Annotated in this window: 17 protein-coding genes and 5 pseudogenes; 10 read left to right on the top strand and 12 right to left on the bottom strand. The window is 68.6% G+C overall.

Annotated features, from left to right (window positions below):
• Positions 1-230 precede the first annotated feature (230 nt).
• A complete protein-coding gene (locus OG562_RS45465; RefSeq protein WP_266408763.1) occupies positions 231-2,231 on the bottom strand; it encodes an RICIN domain-containing protein in 2,001 nt (666 codons plus the stop codon).
• 559 nt (positions 2,232-2,790) lie between these two features.
• Here OG562_RS45465 and OG562_RS45460 point away from each other — a divergent pair.
• The 8 genes and pseudogenes from OG562_RS45460 (at position 2,791) to OG562_RS45425 (ending at position 12,064) form a co-directional block, all read left to right on the top strand.
• Complete coding sequence (locus OG562_RS45460; protein ID WP_266408761.1) at positions 2,791-3,789, top strand: LacI family DNA-binding transcriptional regulator; 999 nt, start codon at positions 2,791-2,793, stop codon at positions 3,787-3,789.
• Positions 3,790-3,976: 187 nt separating this feature from the next.
• The gene (locus tag OG562_RS45455) at positions 3,977-5,275 is read left to right on the top strand and encodes an ABC transporter substrate-binding protein (protein ID WP_266408759.1); all 1,299 of its coding nucleotides are present in this window, start codon (positions 3,977-3,979) and stop codon (positions 5,273-5,275) included.
• A gap of 47 nt (positions 5,276-5,322) precedes the next feature.
• On the top strand, positions 5,323-6,207 hold the full coding sequence (locus tag OG562_RS45450; RefSeq protein WP_266408757.1) for a carbohydrate ABC transporter permease: 885 nt from the start codon (positions 5,323-5,325) through the stop codon (positions 6,205-6,207).
• 6 nt (positions 6,208-6,213) lie between these two features.
• Positions 6,214-7,110 (top strand): carbohydrate ABC transporter permease, encoded by an 897-nt coding sequence (locus OG562_RS45445; RefSeq protein ID WP_266408754.1) that lies wholly within the window; start codon positions 6,214-6,216, stop codon positions 7,108-7,110.
• A gap of 26 nt (positions 7,111-7,136) precedes the next feature.
• The gene (locus tag OG562_RS45440) at positions 7,137-9,707 is read left to right on the top strand and encodes a family 78 glycoside hydrolase catalytic domain (RefSeq protein ID WP_323187637.1); all 2,571 of its coding nucleotides are present in this window, start codon (positions 7,137-7,139) and stop codon (positions 9,705-9,707) included.
• A 206-nt stretch (positions 9,708-9,913) separates the two neighbouring features.
• Positions 9,914-10,069 (top strand): hypothetical protein, encoded by a 156-nt coding sequence (locus tag OG562_RS45435; RefSeq protein ID WP_266408751.1) that lies wholly within the window; start codon positions 9,914-9,916, stop codon positions 10,067-10,069.
• A 586-nt stretch (positions 10,070-10,655) separates the two neighbouring features.
• Positions 10,656-11,083, top strand: a pseudogene (locus tag OG562_RS45430) (NADP-dependent oxidoreductase); the annotation flags it as partial.
• Positions 11,084-11,194: 111 nt separating this feature from the next.
• Positions 11,195-12,064 (top strand): alpha/beta fold hydrolase, encoded by an 870-nt coding sequence (locus OG562_RS45425; protein WP_266408749.1) that lies wholly within the window; start codon positions 11,195-11,197, stop codon positions 12,062-12,064.
• A gap of 588 nt (positions 12,065-12,652) precedes the next feature.
• Here OG562_RS45425 and OG562_RS45420 read toward each other — a convergent pair.
• From OG562_RS45420 to OG562_RS45395, 6 genes and pseudogenes are all read right to left on the bottom strand, one after another.
• Positions 12,653-12,919: pseudogene (locus tag OG562_RS45420) on the bottom strand (DNA helicase); the annotation flags it as partial.
• 38 nt (positions 12,920-12,957) lie between these two features.
• Positions 12,958-14,487, bottom strand: coding sequence for an FAD-dependent monooxygenase (locus OG562_RS45415; protein WP_266408747.1), 1,530 nt, complete (start codon positions 14,485-14,487; stop codon positions 12,958-12,960).
• Between the two features lie 54 nt (positions 14,488-14,541).
• Positions 14,542-15,234 carry a TetR/AcrR family transcriptional regulator gene (locus OG562_RS45410; RefSeq protein WP_266408745.1) on the bottom strand — a complete coding sequence of 231 codons (693 nt, stop codon included), beginning with the start codon at positions 15,232-15,234 and terminating at the stop codon, positions 14,542-14,544.
• Between the two features lie 197 nt (positions 15,235-15,431).
• Positions 15,432-15,582, bottom strand: a pseudogene (locus OG562_RS45405) (ArsR family transcriptional regulator); the annotation flags it as partial.
• A gap of 258 nt (positions 15,583-15,840) precedes the next feature.
• On the bottom strand, positions 15,841-16,359 hold the full coding sequence (locus OG562_RS45400; protein WP_266408744.1) for a hypothetical protein: 519 nt from the start codon (positions 16,357-16,359) through the stop codon (positions 15,841-15,843).
• 268 nt (positions 16,360-16,627) lie between these two features.
• A pseudogene (locus OG562_RS45395) lies at positions 16,628-17,119 on the bottom strand (transposase); the annotation flags it as partial.
• 471 nt (positions 17,120-17,590) lie between these two features.
• Between OG562_RS45395 and OG562_RS45390 the strand changes: the two are divergent.
• Complete coding sequence (locus tag OG562_RS45390) at positions 17,591-18,235, top strand: GAP family protein (RefSeq protein ID WP_266408743.1); 645 nt, start codon at positions 17,591-17,593, stop codon at positions 18,233-18,235.
• 325 nt (positions 18,236-18,560) lie between these two features.
• Positions 18,561-19,251, top strand: a pseudogene (locus OG562_RS45385) (IS5 family transposase); the annotation flags it as partial.
• Here OG562_RS45385 and OG562_RS45380 read toward each other — a convergent pair.
• The 5 genes from OG562_RS45380 to OG562_RS45360 form a co-directional block, all read right to left on the bottom strand.
• Positions 19,230-19,814 carry a hypothetical protein gene (locus OG562_RS45380; protein ID WP_266408741.1) on the bottom strand — a complete coding sequence of 195 codons (585 nt, stop codon included), beginning with the start codon at positions 19,812-19,814 and terminating at the stop codon, positions 19,230-19,232. The pseudogene OG562_RS45385 and the gene OG562_RS45380 sit on opposite strands and share 22 nt — an antisense overlap.
• Positions 19,815-19,924: 110 nt before the next feature.
• Positions 19,925-20,155, bottom strand: a complete 231-nt coding sequence (locus tag OG562_RS45375) for a hypothetical protein (protein WP_266408739.1) — start codon at positions 20,153-20,155, stop codon at positions 19,925-19,927.
• Between the two features lie 372 nt (positions 20,156-20,527).
• Positions 20,528-22,075: a hypothetical protein gene (locus OG562_RS45370; RefSeq protein ID WP_266408737.1), complete on the bottom strand. Its 1,548-nt coding sequence runs from the start codon at positions 22,073-22,075 to the stop codon at positions 20,528-20,530.
• A gap of 7 nt (positions 22,076-22,082) precedes the next feature.
• Positions 22,083-22,412 carry a helix-turn-helix transcriptional regulator gene (locus OG562_RS45365; protein WP_266408736.1) on the bottom strand — a complete coding sequence of 110 codons (330 nt, stop codon included), beginning with the start codon at positions 22,410-22,412 and terminating at the stop codon, positions 22,083-22,085.
• Positions 22,409-23,479 (bottom strand): tyrosine-type recombinase/integrase, encoded by a 1,071-nt coding sequence (locus OG562_RS45360; RefSeq protein ID WP_266408733.1) that lies wholly within the window; start codon positions 23,477-23,479, stop codon positions 22,409-22,411. Before OG562_RS45360 ends, OG562_RS45365 begins: the two co-directional genes overlap by 4 nt.
• Positions 23,480-23,921: the final 442 nt, after the last annotated feature.

The following is a 23,921-nucleotide window of genomic DNA, read 5'->3' as shown; positions in this document are numbered from 1 at the left end:
CCGAGTGGCCGACGGTCGGCCGTCGGCTGCTCGGGGGTCCGCCGCCCGGCACGGTCCCGCCCTACGGCCCAGTCCTCGGGAGACGGGCCGAGGACGGAGGCGGCTGGTACGGAGACTGTGTACGGGACCGGAGGGCGTTTGCCTGCCGGCTCGCTTGAGCAGCGGAGATCATCGGTGGCGGCTCTGCCGTGGGACGCCATGGCCGGCTGTCCGCCTGCGGAAGGGCAAGGCTAGTTGATCTTGGTGATCGTCCAGCGCTGTGCGGATGCGGTCGAGACGGACTCCTGGTCCAGCAGGGCTCCGTCGCCGGTCGATGCGCCGACCACCGACAGGGCCAGTCGGCTGGCACGGTTGACCACCTGGTATTTACCGTCACCGGTGTCGGTAAGTGACCACTGCTGGGACGTTCCGCCGGAGGCCGGCTTCTGGACGACCGCGCTGCCGCTGGCGGTGGCTCCCGCCGAGTCGAGGAGGTCGCCAGAGAACGTGTTCGTGATCGTGTAGTAGGAGCCGGTCCGCGTGAAGGTCCAGTACTGATCCGGATGGTTCACATCGCGGTACTGGTCGGCCTGCGTTCCGTCACCGCTTCCGACCACCTCCGCGTACTTTCCGCTGTTGACGTTGGCCATCACGAACTGTCCGCTGGTGAAGTCGGGCGCCGCCGTCTGGACGAGGTTCCACCGCTGGTTCGCCGAGGACGTGAGCGGGGCCTGCCTGGCCTGCTCGAGCAGTTGGGTCTGGCCGTTCGCGTCGGTGGCCATGGTCAGGGCCAGGTCACTGCGCCGGTTGACGACGGTGTATCCGCCGGCCGGTGCCGGCCGGACCGACCAGTCCTGCTCCGCACCGCCCGTCGACGTCCACTGGATGGCGCCTGTTCCGGAGGACAGCGAGCCGCCCGGGATGGCGAGGTACTTCTGGCTGAAGGTGTTGTAGATGCGGTAGTACCCGTTGCTCTGCAGCTGGAACTGCCAGTTGTGGTCGGCGGTCCCGTTGTCGGCGGCCTGGACGACCTGGGATCCGGAGTTGGCGTTGGGGACGCCCAGGACGTCGTTGCTCAGCTCGTTCTGGATCTTGTAGCCGGTCCCCGTCGAAATGCCGCCGCCGTAGTCGTCGATGCCGTAGGTGACCTTGTTGGTGCCGTTGGTGGTCAGTACGCCGCCGCGGGTGACCAGAAGGCTCTTGCCGTCGGCGAGCGGGAGCAGGCCGCGGCTGTAGCCCGAGACGGTGTTGGAGAACATGCGCACCCAGGTCGAGCCGTCGTCCGTGCTCTTGTACAGCTGCTGGTCGCTGTACGCCTGCACGACGATCGTGCCGTTGGGGCCGCCGCTCGGCAGCCAGGTGACATACGGATTGGCCTTGGGCTGGATACCGTCCGTGGTGACGAGCTGTACTCCGGTGACCGAGCCGAAGTTCTCGGGGTTGTCTGCGATCTTGTAGTAGATCGGGCAGCCCGAGATCGGCGCGTTGCAGTACTCGTAGGTGAGGATGTACTTCCCGTTGCCGAGGCGGGTGACGATCGCCATACCGGGTCGGGCGTTGTAGTCCGAGTAGGTGACGTCGTCGACCTCGGAGGACCAGTTGACGCCGTCGGTCGTGGTGAAGTGGGCGAGTTTCTGTCCGTGCGCGGGGTCCCGCTGGTCCGAGATCCAGGCGATCAGCTTGTTGTTCGCCACCATGAAGTACGGCTCCCACACGGGGGTGTGGCCGTTGGAGGCCACGGCGTCTCCGCCGGTGGCGATGGAGCTGACGAAGGACCAGGTGACGCCGTGGTCGGTGCTGGCATACATGTCGATCTTGGTCTTGGAGTTGTCGGTGGGCATGGAGTCGCCCGCGGCGATGATCGTCCCTGCCGGGAACGAGCCGATGGCCTGTGGCAGTTCGTAGAGCACGGGTTCGAGCTGGATGTCGTTCCAGGAGTTGGCCTGGTCGTTGATCGTGGAGATCTGTGTCCAGGTGTGTCCCGAGTCGGTGCTGCGGTACACCGGCATGCCGTTGCCCGAGTACTGCTCGAAGGACGCAAGGAGCGTGCCGTTGGCGTCGGTGCTGTGCTCCAGCCGGATGGCGTGCGCGTAGAGCGACCCGTAGGAGGGGGCTCCGCTCGGCGGCTGCCACATGACGCCGCCGCTGTAGGTGACGGCGTGGGCGGACACAACCGGTGCCGTGAAGGGCACCAGGGCGGCCACCGCGCCGATGGCGGCGGCCTTCGCCCATGATCGCCTGTTCCTGTGCATGGATTCGTGACTCCCTCGACAGTGAGAGAAGGGCAGGGAACACGGCGCGGGCGTGAGCTCGCTGCGTGCTCCGAAGCAGAAGGGCAGCACCGATCCGGTCGAGCCACGGCCCGGCTCGACACCGGAAACGTCATCGCTGGGTGGGGGCGCACGTGATGGAGGACGAGATTGATGCGCTTCAATCTTTTGGCGATGCGAGGCTGACACCCTCCGCGCCGCCCGTCAAGAGTCCGCGCACTCATCGCGCTGGCTGAGCTCTCACACCGGGCCACGCTCCCTTGAACGGGCAGTCGGACGACGGGTGGCCTCGGGAGAGCGCGGCGACTCGCGTGCGCTCCGGAGGTGAGGCACCGTGACCTCGGCATCCGTGCCACCCTCCGGTCACCTGGAAGAGCGGGGCCTCACGTAGACATTGGAGCGCTTCAAAGAAAGCGTGTATTCTACGCCTGTCCAAACCGACCTGGCCCCGTCAATTCGTGTCCAGGCCGATCGAGACCGGAAGTCGAGGAGCGTCGTGGCAGCCGCAGGTCCACGGGCGAACGGGCACGCCGGTCCGAGCATGCAGGACGTCGCGAAGGCGGCGGGCGTCTCGCTCGGCACGGTGTCCAATGTCCTGAACCATCCGGCCAAGGTCAGCCCGGTGACGGCGCAGCGCGTGCGCGAAGCCATCGCCCGGCTGGGTTTCGTGCGCAACGACGCGGCCCGGTCGCTGGCGTCCGGGTCGAACGACAGCGTCGGGATGGTCCTCGCGGACATCGAGAACTCGCTGTTCATCGACATGGCGCACGGCGCACAGGAGGCGGCCCGCGCGGCCGGCCTCAACCTGCTGCTCGCGAACACGACGTGTGACATGGGGCTCCAGGACGACTACCTGGACGTCTTCGACCAGGCCAGGGTGACCGGCATGCTGCTGGCCCCGATGGAGGACTCCACCGCGGGCATCGCCCGGATGCGCTCGCACGGACGCCAGATCGTGCTCCTGAACTTCTCGCCGAGGCCGGGCACCTGCTGCTCGGTGCTGGTCAACAACGAGCACGTGGGGTATCTCGCGGCACGCCACCTCATCGACACCGGACGCACCAGGCTGGCCTACGTGGTCGCGCACGACGACTACCAGCCCGTGCGCGACCGGCGCAGGGGGGTACACGCGGCGGTCGAGGAGGCCGGCGCCCGTGTGACGCTGGAGGAGATCGACAGCGTCGGCCTGACCACGGCGCACGGCCACCTGGTCGGGAAGGCTCTCGCCAAGCGCAAGCCCGGCGACCTGCCGGACGGCCTTGTCGTCGTCGCCGACGAACTGGCCAACGGCATCATCCACGAACTGCACACCGTGGCCGGCATCGGTGTACCCGACCAGGTCGCGGTCGTGGGCTGCGAGAACAACCGCACGGCCGGTTCCGCGGCGGTGCCCCTGACCGCGGTGGACCTGCCCGGGCGGGCCATGGGTCAGGAAGCGATGCGGTTGCTGATGGACGAGGTGGCCTCCGGTGAGCAGCATCGGCATGCCACCGTCGTGCTCGAGCCGGAGCTGATCATCCGCTCCAGCGCGCCGCGCTGAGCACGGAGCCCGCACCCGTCTCCCCCTGAGGGGCTCTGCCCTCCTGGCGTGCCGATTCCTGTTGCTGTGCACACATCGCGGTTCAGAAATATCGACGAATCATTCTTGACATGGCCGTGTAGCGGCGCATAGGTTCCGGGCAACATTGAAGCGCTTCAATGCGCTGTGCACCGCGAGGAGCAACCCCGTGCACCACACCCTCAAGCCCCGCACCCTCGTCGTCCTGGCGACCGCCACCACCGCCGGCCTCGTCCTGACGGGCTGCGGCGGCACGAACGCGTCGAGCGGCGGCGCCAAGGACTACTCCCTCACCATCAACGACGACAACCACATCGTGCAGCAGGAGCTCAAGACCCTGAGCACCGGCGCGTGCAAGACGCAGAACGCGGCGCTGCCGCTGAAGATCCAGACACTGCCGATCAGCAACGTCGACCAGAAGGTGCAACTGCTCGCCGGGCAGGACGCGCTGCCCGTGCAGTTCGCTGCGGGAGGCACCCCGGAGCTGACCAAGACGCTGGACAAGGCCGGGCAGGTCCTCGACCTCGAGAAGACGCTCAAGGACCTCGGAGTGTGGGACGACATCCAGCCGGCCGCGGTCAAGACGGTGCAGAACCTGTACGGCAAGTTCAACGTCATGCCCTACCAGTTCAACATCGAGGGCATCTGGTACAACAAGAAGCTGCTCGCCGCCCACGGAATCGCCGTCCCGACGACGTACGACGAACTGGTCGCGGCCGCGGCGAAGCTGAAGGGCGCGGGGGTGACCCCCTTCTCCGCGGCGGGCAAGGAGGGATGGCCCCTCACCCGTCTCATCAGCGGCTACCTCTACCGGGAGCTGGGCCCCGACGCCCTCCAGGCCGTCGCGGACGGCAAGGCGAAGCTGACCGACCCCGCGTACGTCAAGGCCGCGCAGGCCATCGCCGACCTGGGCAAGGCGGGCTACTTCGGCAAGGGCGTCGGGTCGATCGACTACGACACCGGGGTGCAGCAGTTCCTGACCGGCAAGGCCGCGATGTTCTACATGGGCAGTTGGGCGCTGGGCGACTTCAACGACAAGACCAAGAACCAGGTCGGCGCGGACGACATAGGCTTCATGCCGTTCCCGACCGTGTCCGGCGGCAAGGGGTCCGCGGACCAGCTCCCGGCCAACGTCGGTCTCCCGGTCGCCGTCTCCGCGAAGTCGTACGACTCCAAGGTCGGCGACTGGCTCTCCTGCACCGCCAAGAACTACGGCGCGGCCTCGCTGAAGGACCAGGGCACGATCTCCGGGTTCAAGCCCAGCGGCGACACCGGCACGCTGCCGCCGCTCACCCAGCAGGTGCAGGACACCATCTCCAAGACCACGACCAGCACTCTGTGGTTCGAGGCGCTTTTCAACACGAAGGCGACCGAGACCAGCCAGACGAACGCAGCACCGCTGGTCACCGGGTCCCTCTCCGCGCAGGACTTCATGAAGAAGATCCAGGCGGACCTGGACAACGGCTGACCTCCGCCGCCCGCGAATCGTTCCGACCCCTTCTTGAAAGAGCCGACATGCGTTCAGTTCTGGGAGACCGCCGCGCCCTCGCCATCCTGCTGGGTCCGGCGCTCCTCGTGTACACACTGGTGATGCTGGTGCCGATGGGCTGGTCCCTGGGGTACACCTTCTTCAAGGGCAACGTCATCGAGGGCTTCTCCTTCGACGGGTTCGGCAACTTCGAGAAGCTGTGGCACGATCCGCAGGCGCATTCGGCGCTGTGGTTCACCTTCAAGTACGGGGTCGTCGTCAGCGTCGGGCAGGTGCTCTGCGGGTACCTGCTCGCCCTGCTCTACGTGTTCGTCCTGCGCAAGTCGTCCGCGCTCATCCGCACGCTGGTGTTCTTCCCGGTGATCCTTCCGACGGTCGCCGTGGCCCTGATGTTCCAGAAGCTCTTCGCCGTCGCGCCGCAGAACGGCCTGGCCAACACCGCCGTCGAAGCGCTGGGCATCCACCACGGGGACTGGTTCGCCAGCGGCGGCGGAGCCTTCCTCGTCCTGGTCGTGATGGACGTGTGGCGCTCGATGGGCTTCTACGGCGTGCTCATCTACGCGGGACTGCTCGACATCCCCGACGAGACCATCGAGTCCGCGCGGATGGACGGCGCCACGGGATGGCGGCTGATCCGCCACATCGTCCTGCCGCTGTCCTGGCCGGTGGTGCTGTCGTCGGCCGTGTTCAGCATCAACGGCACGCTCAAGGTCTTCGACTCGGTCCTCGCCCTGACCAACGGCGGACCCGGCAGCGACACCACGCCCTTGACGCTGTACATGTTCCGCACCGCGTTCTCCTACGGCGACTACGGCTACGGCAGCACCATCGCCTCGCTGCTCACCGTCGTCTGCCTGGGCGTCTCCCTCATCATCTTCCGCTTCTCGCGACGCGACCTGACCAAGGGCTGAACTCCCATGACCGACACCCTGACGGCGCCGCCGCGGGAACTCCTCACCCGCCCACCGACGGCCGCACGCCGGACGAGCCGGCAAGCCCGGCGTCTGGTACGGAACGCACTCGTCGCCCTGCTGCTGGCGATCGAGGTGGCGCCGCTGCTGTGGCTGCTGCTGAGCTCCTTCAAGACCCAGTCCGAGTTCGTCAACGACCCTGCGTGGTCGCTTCCCGAGAGCTGGGGCTTGCACAACTACGCCGAGGCGTGGACGACCGGGCACGTCGCCCTGTACATCCGCAACAGCCTGCTGGCCACCGTGCCCTCGCTCGCCCTCATCATCCTGCTCGGCGTCGCGGCGGGCTTCGCCCTCGAGGTGATGGTCTGGCGCGGACGCCACCAGGTCCTGCTCGTCTTCCTCGTCGGCATCATGGTGCCCAGCCAGATGATCCTGCTGCCGTTGTTCCGGGTGTACTTCCAGACCGGGCTCTCCGGAACCCTGGCACCGCTGATCATCACCTACACCGCGGCCGGCCTCCCGCTGACCGTCTTCATGATGGCCACCTTCTTCCGCTCGATCCCGCGCGAGGTGTTCGAAGCCGCCACCCTCGACGGAGCGAGCATCCTCGTGGCCTTCTGGCGGATCGCCTTCCCCATGGTCCGCAACGCCGTCTTCACCGTGGGCCTGGTGCAGTTCTTCTTCATCTGGAACGACCTGCTCATCTCGCTCACCTTCACCACGAACGACGACCTGCGCACCATCCAGGTGGGGCTGCTCAACTTCACCGGGCAGTACGGCGAGACGGCCTATGGACCGCTGTTCGCCGCGATCAGCATCAACGTCGTCGGCGCCCTGGTGCTGTACCTGCTGATCAACCAGCGCATCATCAAGGGCCTGACCGCCGGGGCGGTGAAGGGATGACCCACGAGCCGACACCAGCGGTTGCCATGCCGACCGCGGAACATCACCGGGAGCCGTTCGGCATCGGTGAGCCGAGGCCCCGGATCTCCTGGAGGACGACGGCACCGCCCGGCTGGACACAGCAGGCGTACCAGCTCGAGATCACGCGGGCCGACGGGACGCACCGCACCGACTGGGTGGCCTCCGCGGACTCCGTGCTCGTCGACTGGCCGCTCACCAGGCCACTTGAGTCGCGGGAACACGCCGATATACGCGTCCGGGTCCGCGGTGCCGACAGCACGGCCGGCGTCTGGAGCCCGGCCCTGCGCCTGGAGTCGGGGCTGCTGGAGCCGACGGACTGGACGGCGTGCGCGATCTCGCCGCGGTGGCCGGACGCCGAACGGCGCCCACCGTTGTTGCGCAAGGAGTTCCCCGTCGGCGCGGAAGTGGAGAGCGCACGCCTGTACGTCACCGCCCACGGGCTGTACGAGATCGAGGTCAACGGCCGACGGGTCGGCGACCACGCCCTCGCGCCGGGCTGGACCAGCTACGACCACCGGCTCCGCTACCAGACCCACGACGTCACGGAACACCTGCGCGCCGGAGACAACGCCATCGGCGCATGGCTGGCCGACGGCTGGTACCGGGGACGGCTGGGCTTCGGCGGCGGCCACTCCAATCTCTACGGCGACCGGCTCGCCCTCATCGCCCAACTCGAAGTCGTCCACCGCGACGGAACCGTCACCACCATCGGCACCGACACCTCCTGGCGAGCCGCCCACGGGCCCATCGTGTCCTCCGGCCTGCTCGACGGCGAGACCTATGACGCCCGGGACGAACGGCCGGGCTGGTCCAGCCCCGGATTCGACGACAGCAGCTGGTCACCGGTCGACATCGTCCCCCGGGATCCGGCGACGCTGGTCGCCCCCACCGGGCCGCCGGTGCGCTGCACCGAGGAGATCACCCCAGTCCGGGTGACCGCCCTCGACGCCGACCGTCTTCTGGTCGACTTCGGACAGAATCTGGTCGGCCGGGTCCGCATCACCGTGGCCGGCCCGGCCGGACACACGGTCGTCATCCGGCACGCCGAGGTGCTCCAGGGCGGAGAGCTGTGCGTCCGCCCCTTGCGCGACGCCATCTCCACCGACCGGTACGTCCTGCGCGGCGAAGGCCGCGAGACATGGGAACCGCGTTTCACCCTCCACGGCTTCCGCTACGCCGAGATCACCGGCTGGCGCGGCGGCGACCCCCACCACGACATCACCGCCCGCGTCCACCACACCGACATGGCCAGGACCGGCTGGTTCGAGTGTTCCAACGAGCAGGTGAACCGGCTGCACGAGAACGTGGTGTGGAGCCTGCGCGGCAACTTCGTCGACCTGCCCACCGACTGCCCGCAGCGCGACGAACGGCTCGGCTGGACCGGCGACATCCAGGTCTTCGCGCCCACCGCCGCCTTCCTCTACGACTGCCACGGCATGCTCGCGTCCTGGCTGCGCGACGTCGCCGTCGAACAACACGCCGACGGAACCGTGCCCTGGTACGTGCCGACCATCCCCGGTGGCCCGCAGTGGACACCGGCCCGGCCCGGCGCCGGCTGGGGCGACGTCGTGACACTGACCCCGTGGGCGCTGTACCGGGACTCCCGCGACACCGGGCTGCTGGCCGCCCAGTACGACAGCGCACGCCGCTGGGTCGACCTCATCACCGAGCGCGCGGACCCGTCAGGCCTGTGGAACCGCGACTACCAGCTCGGCGACTGGCTCGACCCGTCCGCACCCCCGGAGGACCCGGGCGCCGGCCGCACCGACCGCCACCTCATCGCCACCGCCTACTACGCCTGGTCGGCACGGCACACGGCGTGGATCGCGGGCGTCCTCGGACTCGACGAGGACCGTCAACGCTACGAGAAGCTCGCGCACCGGGTGCGCCAGGCTTTTCTCGACGCCTACGTGCTGCCTTCCGGCCTGATGACCAGCGACACCCAGACCGCCTACGCCGTCGCCCTCCAGTTCGACCTGCTTCCCGACCCGGAAGCCCGGACCATCGCGGGCGACCGCCTGACCGAACTGGTCGCCGCAGGCGGGCACACCATCCAGACCGGCTTCATCGGCACACCGCTCGTGGCCCCTGCGCTCAGCGCCACCCACCACGTCGACACCGCCTACTCCCTGCTGCTCCAACAGGAGTGCCCCTCCTGGCTGTACGCGCTGAAGCACGACGCCACCACCATCTGGGAGCGGTGGGACAGCATGCTGCCCGACGGCACCGTCAACCCGGGCGAGATGACCTCCTTCAACCACTACGCCCTCGGTGCGATCGCCCAGTGGCTGCACACCACGGTCGCCGGGCTGACCGCCGCCTCACCCGGCTACCGCGACATCGTCTTCCGTCCACAACCGGGCGGCGGCATCACCTGGGCCGGCGCCGCCCACGAGTCCCCGTACGGCCGCGTGGCCATCCGCTGGGAGCTGCACGCCTCCGGCGTCGAGGCGCGCACGACGGTGCCCACCGGCACAACAGCACGGATCGAGTGGCCCGATGGAGGCGTGACCACCCTGCCGACCGGCACCACCACGACCTGGCGACCAAAGCGCCCCACCGGACGGCCGACGTAGCCCAACCGTCATGACTGAACGGGTCAGTGCACGGCCGTAAGGTTCGTGCTCGCGGACCGGGTGATCGCCGCTCTCGGGGCCGCCGTCGACCCGAGCGGACCGCTCAACCCTCATAGTGCCCTTGACCAACAAGTATCGATCAGAACAGGGGCTTGATCTCAGACAGCACAGCGCCGCACGACTGCGTGGTACGGGAGCTGACGCGAGTGAACTGGGTGCTGGTGAACCGCATGGGGTCGGTGTGGTCAGGCGGCGAGGAAGTCGGCCACCTGCTTGCTGAAGGCCTTGGCGTACTGGAAGAGGAACGCGTGGCCAGCGCCGGTGTAGAGCACGAGGGTGGCGTTGGAGAGGTGCTGGCATGATGGCCGGGACGCTGCAGCTCTCCCGAGCCCTCTCCGACAGGCGTCTCTCCGACGAACTCCTCAAGCAGGGCATCCGCAACGCCCTCGCACTGCTGGGCGTCGAGCATGATGAGTGCGCCAGGAGCCTCCGCCTGAGGCACCCGCAGTACGCGCACGTCCGCACCGCAGGCCACCCGGCTGCACCTGGGCGTCACGCCGCGGCAGTCCCGAGAGCAACGGACCCACTTGCGGTCCGCCGACCCACCACATAGCATTGCGATCATAATCCAATGGATTCTCCTCCCTCCCCGTGCGCCAGCGCCAGCGCCAGCGCACACAACACGCGAACAGGGCAACCCCGGAAGGTTCTTCCGGCCGGGGAAAAGGCCGGTCACCACGCCCGGCACGCCTCAGCCGCACTCGTCACCGAGGGCACTCGCCCCTCCGTCGGCAGCCGGGACCAAAGGCCCCGCCTCCCGGAAAAGCCATTTACATAAAACCAGACATATCGGCACGAATTTATCGGCACGAATCTCTGTTCAATGGCCGGGGAAGCCCGGGATCAACAGCACCCCCGTCCGCCTGCGGACGAGACATGGAGACGACGATGAAGGCCTTCACGGTCGAGCGCTACGGCGACAAGACCGGCGTGCGCGCCGGCGAGGTGCCGGACCCGTAGGTGGGCGCGGACGACGTGCTCGTCCTGATCCAGGCCGCGAGCATCAACCCGCTCGACCGCATGATCCGGGACGGGGAGATGAAGGCGATCCTGCCGTACCGGGTCCCTTCGCGCGGCCCGACAAGGACCGGATCGGCACGTTCGCAGAACTCATCGCGGTGCACCAGGACGACGTGGCGATCAAGCCGGACGCGCTGACCATGGAGGAGGCCGCGTCCCTGCCCCTGGTCGCCCTGACCTCATGGCAGGTGCGGGTCGAGCGGGCGCGCATCCGGCCGGGCCAGAAGGTCCTCGTCCACGCGGGCTCCGGCGGCCTGGGCGCCATCGCCGTCCAGCTGGCGAAGCACCTGGGCGCGATGACGTGAGGGAACAGTCCTGCCGACCGGCCAAGGTCCTCCGCGAGCGCGGAACGACACCGCCTGCGGCAACGAGAAGAGCCCTGAAACCCGCTACAGAAAGACCCGGACATGACCACGCCGCGGAATTCCCCCTCGCCCTCGACATCGTCGTACAAGAACGCGCCGACCCGAACCGTGTCCGTTCGCGGCGAGGACTTCGCCTATCGGGAGCTCGGCCCCGAGGACGGTGTGCCGCTGATCCTTCTGATCCATCTGGCCGGGGTCCTGGACAACTGGGACCCTCGCGTCGTCGACGGGCTCGCCGCACGTCGTCGGGTCGTCGCCTTCGACAACCGCGGGGTGGGCGGATCGAGCGGCTCCACGCCGGACACGATCGAGGCGATGGCCCGCGACGCGGTGCTGTTCATCCGAGCCCTCGGGTTCGACGAGGTAGATCTGCTCGGCCTGTCGATGGGCGGCTTCATCGCACAGGTCGTCGCGGAGGAAGAACCGCGCCTCGTCCGCAAGGTCATCCTCGCGGGTACCGGCCCCGCCGGGGGCCCCGGCATCGACAAAGTCCCGGCACTCACCGTCCGGGCCACCCTCAAGGGCACCCTGACCCGTCAGGATCCCAAGCTCTCCCTCTTCTTCACCGACACCGCGGGCGGCCAACGGGCCGGACGCGCCTTCCTGCAACGGCTGGAGGAACGCACGCAGGACCGTGACAAGGACATCTCGCTGCCGTCGTTGCGCGCCCAGCTGAAGGCCGTCAAACGATGGGGCCGCCAGGCGCCGTCGGACCTGTCGGGCATTCGCCAACCGGTCCTCGTGGCAAACGGCGAGAACGACCGGATGGTGCCCAGCCTCAACTCAATCGACCTGGCCGCACGCCTGCCCCGGAGCGAACTCGTCCCCCTCTACCTGGACGCCGGACACGGCGGAATCTTCCAGTACCACGAAGAATTCGTGACCAGGGCACTCGGGTTCCTCGAGTCCTGAACGTGTGCGGCTGTCGTTGGGACGGGCAGCACATTCGCCAAGAGGATGCCCGTCGACCAGCGCCGCGATGAGTCCTGCGGTCGGCCTGGCCCGCCCGCTTCAGTCAGCGCGGGTACGGAGCAGAACAGCGGTGTGGCCTTGGACGTCTCCGGGCAGCTCCTGACGCCGCCGGAAATATGCACCGGCATCTCCACGTCCATGGCGCATCGTGAACCGGGCTTCTGTCCTTGGGAATGTGCCGGCCACAACCACTTGCTGGAATCTGCGATCATCCAGGTTCCGCACACCCACTGACGTCACCTCGCTCCTCGCGAACAGCAACCCCGCCTCCACCGGACACCGCTGTCCCGCCCCTCACGAACAATGCCGTCGCGACCACGGTCCAGGCCGCCAGCCACCCACGGTGCCGAGCTGCGGAGCAGCCAGGTTGCAACGCACGGTTCCTTAGCCGCCATCGCAGCACGAGTACGCTGCCAAAACGGCAGGGCCTGACGGTGAATCCGCCGTGAGGGATCGTGATGGCGCAAGCGGCATGCCGCTTGCCCCACGTCCCGGGGGGGGGTTCGGCCTCGCCCCGTGAGCCGAGGTCTACGTGTGCCCGCCCCCTGCCCGCGGTGACAGTGACAGGATGGCGGCAGGGTGATCCTCGATCCAGGGCAGGCCTCCGGTGTCGAGGCGGTGGCGGGTGACGGCGACGTAGGCGAGGCGGGCTTCGCCGTTGTCGATCGGGCCGGGAACGGCGCGGCCGGTGTCGTCCAGTTGGTCGTTGTCCTTGGGCGGGGTGAAGTCGTCGGCGATTTTCACCCGCGCCCATTCGCGGCCCTTGGCCCGGTGGGCGGTCGAGACGGCGACTTCGGTGGTGGTGCGCCGCGTGCGGGCCGGGCGGTGTGCGGTCAGGGGGTGGGGGTGCCGAACCAGCGGGTGGCGGTGTGCCGGAAAGCCTCGGGGTCGGGGGCGTGGCCCTCGGCCCAGGCGACGACGCCGTCGGGGCGGATCAGCAGCGCGCCGAATCCGAGGTCCTCGCGTACCGGGCCGCCTGCGTAATGGAGTCGGCCCTCCCAGCTCTGGGCCGCGCTGCGCAGCACGTGGTCGCCGCTGAAGTCGAGCACGACGCCCTGGCCCTGGCACAGAAGGTCCCCGAGGCGGGTGCCGTCGCCGAAACGGAAGTCGGGGGCGGTGCGGCCGACGAGCGGCTGGTTGCTGCCCAGGTCGTAGCGGTGGAACAGTCCCGTCGTCTGCCGGTACACGTGCGTGGTTCCCGAGGCGGTGTTCATCAGGTCGTGAACCAGCTGCCGCAGCGCAGGAGCGTTGGGGCCCGGCTTCATGGTCGCCGCCTGAGCCCGTGACCAGTCGAGCACCGAGGCACCGACGGGGTGACGCTCGCCGGTGTAGGTGTCGAGCAGGCCCGCGGGCGCGGTGCCGTGTACGGTCGCCGCGAGCTTCCAGCCGAGGTTCACGGCACCACCGATGCCGAGGTTGAGGCCCTGGCCGCCCAGCGGGGAGTGGATGTGCGCGGCGTCGCCCGCCAGCAGCACGCGTCCCTTGCGGTACGTCGTCACCTGCATCGCACGGTCCGTGAAGGTCGACGCCCGAAGAACACCGGTGAGCGTCGCGTCGGTACCGGTGATGCGGCGCAGCACCTCCTGAAGGTGCTCGCGGGTGAGCGGCTGGGAACGGTCGAACGTGCCGCCGTCGAAGTCCATCATGCCCAGATGCCCCTCGAGGGGCGTGCGCAGGTACATGCCGTTCGCCGTCAGGTTGAACCCGAACGGCAGCTTCGCCGGGTCGGGGTCGGTGAACTCGACCTGCGCGACGTAGCCGGTGAACAGCGGTTCGGTACCCACGAAGTCGAAGCCCGTGAGAGCACGCACCGTGCTGCGCCCGCCGTCGCACCCCACAAGCCAGAGTGCCCGGTACTCCTTGCCGCCCGCCGTCGCGAGGACGCACTCGGCGTCCTGCGTCACCGCCGTGACCGCAGCGCCCCGCACGATCTGGACGCCGAGCGAGGTCGCGCGCTCGGCCAGGACCGAGCCGACCGCTTCGAGGCTCGTCATGAACCCCTCCATCGCCGGGCTGGGAAGCCTGAACGGGAGCGCGGAGACATCGATGTCGGCCGCGTTCAGTCCCATGCCCGCGAAATGACTCACGTCACGGGGGGCGGGTGCCTCGACCGCGTCGGGGGCCGCGCCGACCCTCTTCTCGTCGGCACCCGAAGCGCTGATCAACGCTTCGAGCAGTCCGCGGCGGTAGAACGTCTCGGCCGACCCGGCGTTCAGGCCCCGCAGCCCCAGCGGCAGCGCCTTCCACGGCGAGGTGACGTCCTCGTCGCGCTCAAGGACCAGGACGGAACAGCCACCCAGAGCGAGCTCGCCGGCCAGGAACAGGCCCACCGGGCCGGCGCCCACGAGCACTACGTCTTGCATGAGAGATTCCTTTCTGAGACACACGCGCGAAGAAACCCGACCCTCAAGGACGGGTCAGCCCAGACGGGTCAGGCCGTCCAGGACGATGGCGATGCCGGTGAGGAACTGCTCGCGATCATCGTGCTCGCCGAGTTGGCCGACGATGGCGTGCATGAACGGGTAGTCCTCGGGATCGAGCTCCTGCCACGCCGTCACCGACGCGTCCAGGAACTCGGCGCGATCCGGCTCGACGGCCGAGGAGTCACCGTCGATGTGCGCGTTCTGACTGACAGCCCCGAGGATGTAGTGCACAAGCGTCGAGGCAGCGTCGAACCAGGAATCCTGCGGCACACCCAGGGCTTCCACCTGCCGGCCGATCCTCTCGAAGATCTCCACCGTCACCGGGCCGACCGGATTCCGCACGACCTGCAGGATGAGCCGCGCAGCGAGCCACGGATGCTCGGCGATCGCATCGAACAGCGCCAGCGCGACGACGCGGACCTCGTCCCCGGGCGTGGCCGCCGCCCCGGCGGGCCTCGCCGCCAAAGCGGCGGCGACGACCGTCTCCGTCGCTGTGTCCAGCAACTCGTCCCGGGACCCCACGTGGTAGTAGATCGCCCCGGACCCGGTGGCCAGGCGCTCGGTCAGCGCGCGACTGGTCAGCGCGCCCTCGCCCCCCGCGTCGAGCAGCTCGATCGCGGTGTCGACGATCTGCTCCCGGGAGAGCACTTGGTTACGCCGCTGAGGCCGGCGAGTTCTCGTTGCCATGCCACCATCGTGACACATTTGGAGTGCCGCACCAAATTAGTGCGCTGCTCCAAATGGGAAGGGTGACCATGTGGGTGCGGCGCACCACAATGGGAGACCGGAGCGCCCCTTCCTGTACATCCGGGATGCGCGGCCGGGGATGCGCGGCCGAGTCGACGACGCTTCGCATGCTGAAGCGCGGGGCCCCCGGCGGGTCGGAGTCGGGTCCGGGAGACGCCGAGCGCGTCGGCGAGTTCCGCGGGACAGGCCGACCCCTTGCGGAGGGCGAGCAGGATCCGGCAGTGGATCGGGGCGGCGAGCGTGCGGCCAGCGGGCTGGCACGTCGATGTCGGAGGCGACAGTCAGCACCTCGTGACCGTAAGTCCGATCTTGAATCCAGGGGGCTGTGAACTGGCGATCGTCGCTCATCGACAGGCGCGGACGCGCCTCACCGGGGCAGCTTGGCGGTTCGTTCGGGGTGGGCGGCGGTGACGTAGCGCATGGCGGTCTTCTCCGTGATGCCTGACAGCCGCATCAGCCGGAGCGGGTCGGCGCTTTCGGCTGCTTCGTTGAGGATGCGGTCTTGTCTCAGGCCGCGCAGTGTCAGCCCGTGGGGAAGGGCTCCGCTCAGGGTGCCGGTGCTGACGGCCGGGTGGTCGGGGTGACCGCGCTCTTCTGGCTGACCGACAGGCGGGGATTGGACGAGGCCTGCCGGCGGCGGTGGCGGCAGGTCGTCCAGTCGTCGGCGAGCTGGTGGGTGAGCTCCTCCATGCAGAGGGTGTGCCGTAGCAGACCGCGCCGGACTTCGAGGGCGCCCCGGGAGAGATCCAGGCCCGTGGTGTGCAGGTTCTGGATCTCCTCGCCGGGCAGCGCGTGGACGGCGGCGAAGGCCACGACGAGGCGGCCCAGCGGTGTCGTCGCCTGGTCGAGCAGCCCCATAAGGAGGTCGGAGGGGATGGTTTTCGGAGTGCTCTTGATGTCGCCGACCGGAAGGTCCCGGGTGGTGCCGCGGAAGATCACTCGTTCGCGTTTGAGCGCGCGGAAGAGGCTGCGCAGGGCTGTGGCCAGCCCTCGGCGGGCGTATCCGGACACCCCGTCCACGACGTCCTCGACATGGCTCTTGGCGATCTCCCTCAGCGAGGTCACGCCAGCGGTCGTGGTCCAGGCGGTCTGGCCGCGAGGTTCACGTCGATCCGGGCCAGGTCGTACACGTCGCGCTCAAGGACCGCGGTGTCGGCGCCGAGCCAGTACAGCAGGATCGTGAGCGTGCGGGTGTTCTCTTGCAGTCCGGCCGCTGCCCCGGGCGATCACGGACGGACTCTTCGACCAAGTGGCGGGCGATCGCGGTCAGCGGCGGCTCGCCGACAGTCGTGCTCCGCAGCCGGGCCGGCACCGAGGCCAGTCAGCTTGTGCTTCATGGTCTGGCCTGGTTGCGTTCGGTAATCGTCTCGGGTCGTCTGGCGGTCTTGCCCACGTCGTAGCGGGTGGCGGGTGTCGGTTCTTGGAGCCGAGGGGTCTGCCGGGGCCTGGCCGGTTCGGTTTAAGGAGCACGGGCTGGGCATGGCATGTGGGGACGGAGGTTCCTGAACCCGCGGCGGACGCGGGCGGGGGTGAGTCGACCGGGCTCCGCATAACGTTCCCAGGGGCGGCGGAGGTCCTCGGCTAGGGGCCGGGCAAGGCGGAGTTGAGTGTGGGCGGCGATGACCAGCCAGGTCGATCGGTCCGCTGCCGCGGGCGTGCGGAGTTTCGGACGAGTCCAGCCTAGCGTCTGCTTGATCATTCTGAAGGTGTGCTCCAGGTCGAACCGGCGGAGGAACGCCTGCCAGCGCAGATCGACGTCTTCGCCGCTCAGGCCGGTGGCCGACGACCAGAGCCAGAGTGGCAGCGGGTTCCCGCCGGCGGGCAAAGCTGCCGACCCGAGACCGGCAGATCGCGTCCTGGCGCGGGCGGCCAGAGCGTCTTACAGGATGCCGTCGGGCGTGCCATGGGAAGCAGTCGCGCGCCTGGCCGGAGGCCCTCGACGGCCCCGGCGCCGGGCCGGTCGGCGGGAGGGCCCGGAAGGCGAACCTGTGCGCGGCGCGGGTCCCCTCCGACCGTGTCACGGCATTCGTTCGCGGCGCCGGCTTCGTCTTCCGCGACCAGCCAGGCCCTCGCGTGCCAGATCGGCGCCCCACAAGCCCGGGCCGTGCCCGCCCGGGAGCCCGCCGGGCAGCCATTGCCGCCCTGCGGGCGTGGCCTGCTTGACCGGCCGGGTCGGCGCCTGCAAAGTCGGGATGCGGCACCGCAGCAGCACCGCAGCGGCACCGCCTCACTCTGCCGGCCGGTCCGCCCGTCCGCAGGCGGCAGACGGCCCTGACACTCAGGAGCGGCTGATCCGATGGTCCTCGACCTGGTCGTCATCGGTACGGCCATCACCCTGGGGCCTTTGCACAACAGCGCCTTCATCCTGCTGCTCTCCTCGCGGCGCGGCGTTCGCCAGGGTCTGGCGTTCCTGCTGTCGTGGCTGGCCAACCTGATTGCGGTGATCGCCTGTGTGGTGCTGCTGACCGGCGGTCAGCCCCCGGCCCGTCACAGCGTGCCCTCGACTGCCGTGATCGATGCGAAACTCGCCATCGGCCTGGCACTGGTGCTGTACGGCGCGCACCGGTTCCGCCGGCCGCCCCGCCCGCACGGCCCGCCGCGCTGGGCCGCCCGGATCGACGACGCGTCCCCGGTCGCGGCAGCCGGCCTGGCCTGGCTGATGCAGCCCTGGGCGCTGGTCGGCGCCGGCGCCGCGACCGCCGTCGACGCGGACCTCTCCGGCCTCGCCAGCTGGCTGGCGCTGACCGGCTACTGTCTGCTGGCCACTCTCAGTCTCTTCGTCATGGAGATGTACGTGGTCTGGGCGCCGGCGGTCGCGAACGCCCGGTTGAACGCCCTGCGGAGCCGGCTGGAGCAGCACCAGGAGCAGCTGATCGTCACGCTCGCCCTGCTCTTCGGCCTGTGGCTGACGGCCCGGAGCATCGCCGAGCTGGTCGCCTGACGGGGACGGCTCCGGTGGGGGCCCCGCCCCCACCGGCGTCCCGGTGGCGGACCGACGTCCCTGAGTGTCTGCGCGGTGGGCTTCGGTCGGCTGACCGTCTTGGCCGTTGGGATGACGGCAGGGGCTGCGCGTCGCAGGCCGGTCTTGTCCGTGGCCTGGCAGCGGCGAGCCGGTCGGCGGCTTCCGCGTCGGTCACGGGCAGCGCCCGCGCCTGGGTGGACGGCGTCGGTGACGGGCAAAGCCTGGTGGACGGCGTCGGGCTGGACGACGAGGCTCTCTGGCCGCGAGGCCGTCTTCGGCCCGGTGCTCTACAGGCCGTCGCCCGGGCTGCACGTGGCAGCAGTTGCCGTCTGCCTCATTCGGGCCGTCGGGAGCGACGGCCACCGACGATTCACCGAGTGGACGAAGGCTCGCGTGTGGGCAAAACTCCACCGCCTGGTCCTCGACGAACTCGGCTCCCGCGGCGAGCTGGACTGGTCCCGCTGCGCGATCGACTCGGTGAACATGCGGGCCCTGAAAAGGGGGAGCTGACAGGCCCGAATCCTGTCGATCGAGGCAAGTACGGCTCGAAGATCCACCTGATCACCGAGCGGACCGGTCTGCCCCTGTCCGTCGGGATCTCCGGGGCGAATCTGCACGACAGCCAGGCGCTGATCCCGCTAGTGAAGGGGATACCGCCGATCCGCTCGCGGCGCGGACGCCGACGGCGTAGACCGGGCAAACTCCACGCAGACAAGGGATACGACTACGACCACCTGCGGCGATGGTTACGCGAGCGTGGCATCACCCACCGCATCGCCCGCAAGGGCATCGAGTCCTCGACCCGGCTGGGCCGTCACCGCTGGACCATCGAACGCACCATAGCCTGGCTCGCCGGCTGCCGACGCCTCCACCGCCGCTACAAGCGCAAAGCGGAACACTTTCTCGCTTTCACGAGCATCGCCTGCACCCTCATCTGCTACCGCAGGCTCGTGCCCACCCGGAGCAGCAAGGCTCAGGTGTTGGCGGCGCCATAGTCCAGGACGTTGCCTTGTGGAAGCAGATATCCGATGTCCCGTGTCTGCGGCAACCTTCCTGCCAGCGTCGATGCGTCGGTGCAACCAGAGACCTCGAAGCCGATGATCCCTAGGCTGAAGGAGGCGCTCTGGAAGGTTTCGGTCCCGATGGCAGCCAGCCATTCGTCCATCACGTCGGACCTGAAGAACGGCCGACCGTCCCAGTACGTAAGACCCGCGTGATCCAGCGCACCGACGGGGACGTAAAAGTCCAGCCAGTCGCCGCTTTCATCACCGCCGCGGATCGCCACACAACCGCACACGACCAGTTGGCCCGTCGGCAGACGGACCTGACCGTGGAGGTGGCCGAACTCGGTCAGTGAGCCAACCGTGCACGGCACGGGATCCTGCTCCTCAGGTTCACAGTCTTTCTGCCCGAAGCACCCGTGAACGTCTGCGGCGGACCACAGAGCACTCAGGACGGCCTGAAGCCGGGCATCGTCACTCGATCCGACCTCTATGGCTAGCTCGTAGTAGCCATCGGACCAGTTGGTCTGGTCCCGGAAGGCGGCAGGATTCGTCACGGCGTGATCATGCGGCAGAACCCGCTCCAATGCCACCCGCATTCAAGCGCGCGGCCGGGCCAATTGAGATGACCTCTAAGGCGGCAGGCCCAGACTGGGGTTCGAGTCGGTCAGCGGGGCGCAGTAGCCGACGGCGATGGGTGCCCCGAAGGCTCGCTGCCTCCTTCCGACAGATCGCCGCCTGCGCCGAAGAGAAACATCAACAGCGTGGCGACAGCCAGCGCGACACAAATTGCTGCCGCTGGGTCGCCCTTCGTTTCCGCCTCAGGCTGGCTGCCTTTGGAGTGGCGGAAGACGGCGTAGCCGACGAGGCAGCCGATCACAACGATCAGCCCGTTCACGGGAGGAATGTGCAGGTCCACCGAAGCCCTCAGAGGTTCCCGGAGCCTGTTGGCAGGCCCCACAACGATTGGGAAGAACCCCTCAGGAAGCGATGCACGGTGTGGCGAGGGGTGTTCAACGCCTGACACCCCATGCCCAAAAATGGCTGCTTGACCCAACTAGATTTGCAAGTGGAGGAAAGCCGCGTATGCTGCGCGCCGCCCGAGGGATTTTTTTTTATGGGCCCCGGCCCTTGTAGGGAGTCGGCGTGCGGCTTGGGAACCTGCTGTGTGCCTCGCGACCGCGTAGAACACATCGATGAACCAAGTGTAGGACGGCCGCATCCAAGGTGCGGCCGATATGCGGGAGTTGAGTGGCCAACACCTGTCGGTTCAGGAGTCAAGACGCCCCGTAAGTCGGGTGGCCGATGTCTCCCGGACAGCGTCGGCGTATCGAACGGCCGCTCCCGTGCTCATGCCGAAAACAGTGGCCAGGTGCAGGGGGTCACCGGCGGTGGCGGCGGCTTCGTCGAGGATCCGGTCGGTCCGTAGCTGGGTGGTGGTCAAGCCCATGGTCCTGAGCCGCTTGGTCATCCAGGTGTGTGTCGTGGGTCCAAGCTCGTGTGCCGTGCGCTTGCTGACCAGCAGGTGAGGGTTGGTGGTTCGGGGCCAGGTGGATCGGCGAACTTCCAGGTAGTCAGTGATTGCTTGGCGGGTGAAGGGATCGAGTGGCCGGTGCATCCCGCGCAGGTGGATGCGTTCGGCGGGCAGATCGATGTCGTCGAGCCGGACGTGTCTGGTCTCCTCCGCCCCCAGGGCATGGATCGCGGTCAGCGCGAGGACAACGCGGAGAGCGGGATCGTCCACGGCCATCTCGACGGCCTGGGCCAGCCGGTGGGGCGCCAAGGGCTGGGGGACAGTGCCAGTGGTCTTGCCGCCCCGGATGTCGCGGGTGGGATCGGCGAAGATCACCTTCTGTGCCTTGAGGGTCTTGAACAGCGCCCGAAGAGCCACGATCGCGCGATGGCGGTCCTTGGTCACCATGTCGAGCCAGGTCTTGCAGTCCTCGCGGGTGACCTGCCGCAGCGTGTGATAGCCGCCGCCGACCTGCTGCAGGAAGGACAGGACGGCTCGCAGCTTGTTCCTCACGGTCTGGGCTGCCCGGGGGCGGGCCCGCTGTCCGCCGTGGCGCATGTGATCGACCCAGACGAGGGTCTCCTGCTTGATGCCGGAGGGTAGCTCCGCGAGCATGCCCGCGAGCCAGCCGTCCAACGGGTCGGGGCGGTCGTCCTCGAGGAGCTGGAGGTCTTCGAGGACGTCGATGACCCGGCAGGCCGGCAGCTGCCGCTCGGTGAGTTGTGCGACCGTGCTGGCCAGGACCTTCTCCCACGGGTCGTGGACGGCGGCGACGATGGTCAGAGCGCGTTGGGTGCGGATCCTGACCATGCCGGACCAGCCACGGGCCTGCCCGATCGCCTCCGCCCTGGCCAGGACGAAGTCGACGTACTCCGGGTGCCCGATCTCCAGGCCGACGAGGGGGACGCGCCGCAGATCGCGGGTGGAATCGCAGCAGATCAATTGCTGGTAGCGAGGCTTGAGACGCACCGGCCGAAGCAGCGGGGCGACCGTCGGCGCGGGACCCTCCTCCGGGAGTTGGACGGCTCGCACCAGGTCGGCGAAGAAGAGCTGTTGGCCGGTCCGCTGCGGCGTGTCCAGATCGACCTTGGTCTTCAACCGGTGGTCATGGTTGAAGCTGGCCTGCTTGCGGCAGAGGCGGCAGTAGCCGTCATTGCAGGCCGCCTGGCGTCGGCAGCAGCGGCAGCGCCGCTCGGGATAGACCCTGTTCCAGCCTACGCAGGCCCGGCAGATGTCGGTGTAGAAATGATCACCCCAGGCCAGGCAGCTCTTGCAGCTGGAGGCGGGACGCTTGGGACGCGGCATGGAAGGGTCACCTCGGAGGCTGGAGACGGCCGACGTGGCGGCGGACGATCGGTTCCTGGCCCGCCGCGGCGGCGGCCGGGGAGGCGGAGGCATCGGCGTCCGGTCTGCGGGCTGCGGCCTTGTCCGGCTCAGGGATCAGCAGGTCGGCCGGGGTGCAGTTCAGGACGTCGCAGATCACGTCGAGGTCGTCCAGCCGGATGGTGACCGGCTGCCCCGACCACAGGCCCGACATCTTCCCGGCGCTGATGGTGAGGCCGGCGTCCGCGAGCATGCGCTGCAGTTCGCTGGCCTTCCAGATGTCGCGCTGAGCGGCGACCAGGCGCAGGTTCCACTTCACCGAAGACCACCTCCGAGGCGGTCGCTGGCGCGCTGCCCTGCCTGGACCCAGGCGTCTTCGACGTGGGTGCGGGTGACGTGGACGTAGATCATCGTGGTGTGCAGCCATTCGTGACCGAGGAGTTCTTGCAGGGCGACGATGTCCATGCCGGACAGGTAGAGATCGGACGCCGCGAAGTGCCGCAGCAGGTGCGGGGACAGTCGGCCGGAGAACTTGGGGAGGTGTTCGACGACCATGCCCGCCAGCGCGGTCCGCAGGGTGTCTTCCCCGACCCGCTTGCAGGAGCCGTCAGGGTTGCGCCGCTCAGAGGGAACCAGCGGGGCGCCCGGCGCGTTGACCTGGTCGTCGAACTCCCAGCGCGGCCCCTGGACCCACCACTCCAGCAACTCCCGGGACCCGTTGATCAGCGGGACGAGCCGTTCCTTCTTCCGCCCGCGTGACCCCTTGCCCCGCAGCAGGACCTTGCCGAAGCGGCCCATGTGCCAGTGGATGTCGTCGATGTTGAGCAAGCACAGCTCCGACACCCGCGGGCCCAACAGGCTCGCCAGCCGCATCGCGGTGTAACTGCGCACGCTCGGCGCGTACTTGCGGACCGATCCCAGATCCGCCCGCCAGCCGCTGAACATCTGCTCGATCTCGGGCGCGCTCGGCGGGATCCGAAGCCGCGCGTGCACGTTGCCCCGTGGCCGGTTCAGCTCGTCCAGCGGTGCCTCGACCACGATGCCCGTGGCCGCGTGGATGTCGGCCTGGTGCCGCATCTCCAGGAACTCGAAGAAGATCCCGATCGCTTGAGCTTTCCGGGCCTTCGTCGTCTGCATCGCCGATCGGTGCTTGCCGCCGAAGAACCGGTCCATGTCCTGCGGCGCCATCTCCCACAACGGCCTGCCGAACCAGTCCCGCAACTCGCAGATCGCCGACAGGTCCGTACGAATCGTCTTGTCCTCCGTGCCGGCGGACGATCTCGCCAGCACGAACTCGGCGAGCAGATCCTGTTCGAACGCCTCGACCGCCTCGGGAGTCGTCAGCCTCAGTTCTGGCCGAAGATCCCGTACCGCTGCCAGGCCCATGCCGCCCCCAGCTCACTGGATGACCCGATCCCTCGGGATTCACCGGGAGACAATCAGGAATCCTGAAGCAGCTTCGTCCCTTCGATCGCGCTTCACCCGAACGAGTACGGCAAGGCCACAGGCCCAACAACGGGGAGCGGATACTGCGGATGGCCGACGAACTCACGGGACCTTCGTCAGGCGAGCGGGGAGCGGCGCAGCAAGGAGGTGCGCGGTCAGCGGGTGGGAGCCTTATGGGCGCCGCCGCCTGACGTGAGCCGGTACAGGCTTGCGACGCGCATCGCCTTGCGCCATCGGGCCATGCCCAGAGCGCGGCGTTGCGAGGACGGCGGTCCGCGCGGTACCGGTCCGACGTGTGCCGCGAGGCCGCAGCCCAGGGTCCGCTGCCCATGGGGGGGGTGCGAATGCCGATGATGCAGCGGCTACTGCTACGGCTACGGCG

Source organism: Streptomyces sp. NBC_01275 (assembly GCF_026340655.1).
Taxonomy (GTDB): domain Bacteria; phylum Actinomycetota; class Actinomycetes; order Streptomycetales; family Streptomycetaceae; genus Streptomyces.
Note: the sequence above shows the minus strand (reverse complement) of the source record. Positions and strands in the feature narration are given on the sequence as shown.